At 64.0% G+C, this 851-nt stretch carries 1 protein-coding gene; it reads right to left on the bottom strand.

Features of this window, described 5'->3' with window-relative positions; translation table 11 throughout:
• Nucleotides 1-851 (bottom strand): IS21 family transposase (istA, locus tag Q2941_RS51740; protein WP_458197561.1); only part of this gene is annotated, 851 nt, incomplete at both ends.

Raw genomic sequence — 851 nt, 5'->3', positions numbered from 1 at the left:
CCGGCAGCGCTTCCACTCGGCATACTCGTACGGCTCATCCGGCAAGGGGGTCAGCGCCGGACGATCGAGCTCTTCGACCAGTTCGCGGCGACTTCGTCCCCAGCTGCGCAAAGGTCGATCGTTCAGTTCGACAAGAAGCGCGTGGATCGCCTCATTGAGGGCGGCAAGCGAGAAGAAGCGGCGGTTGCGCAAGCGCGCCAGAATCCATCGGCCGACGATTTGGACCCCGACTTCGACCTTGGCTTTGTCCCTTGGCCGATACGGCCGCGCCGGAACGATGGCGGTGCGGTAATGGCGGGCGAGATCGGCATAGGTCCGGTTGACCATCGGTTCGTGAAAGCAAGCCCGGGTGATGCCGGCCTTCAGATTGTCGCTCACCGTCTGCCGGGCCACGCCACCGAAATAGGAGAATGCCCGAACGTGCGAGGCGATCCAGTCCGGCAGGCTCTGGCTGAGGCTGGCTTCGGCATAGGTATAGTTCGAGGCGCCGAGCACGGCGACGAAGATCTGCATGCTGCGTACCTCGCCGCTGAGCCCGTCAACCACCTCCATGGTGTGGCCGGAATAGTCGACGAACAGCTTCTCGCCGGCGACATGGACCTGGCGCAGGGTCGGCTTGAGGCGGCCGGCCCATTCCTTGTAGCGTTCGCAGAACCACGAATAGCTGAAGCTGTCGGAGCTTGCGTCGCAATACTCCTCCCACAACAGCATCAGCGTGACATTCGGGCGCCGCAGCTCGCGATGCACGAGCGCCCAATCAGGCTGCGGACGCTCGTCGCTGGGCCGATCGGATGGTGGCGGATATAGGCGGTCCTCGAGCCGGACATCGTCATCCAGCTCCGGCGGCAACG

The sequence above is a fragment of the Bradyrhizobium sp. UFLA05-153 genome, from assembly GCF_054185185.1.
This window is presented reverse-complemented; position numbering and strand designations above follow the sequence as displayed.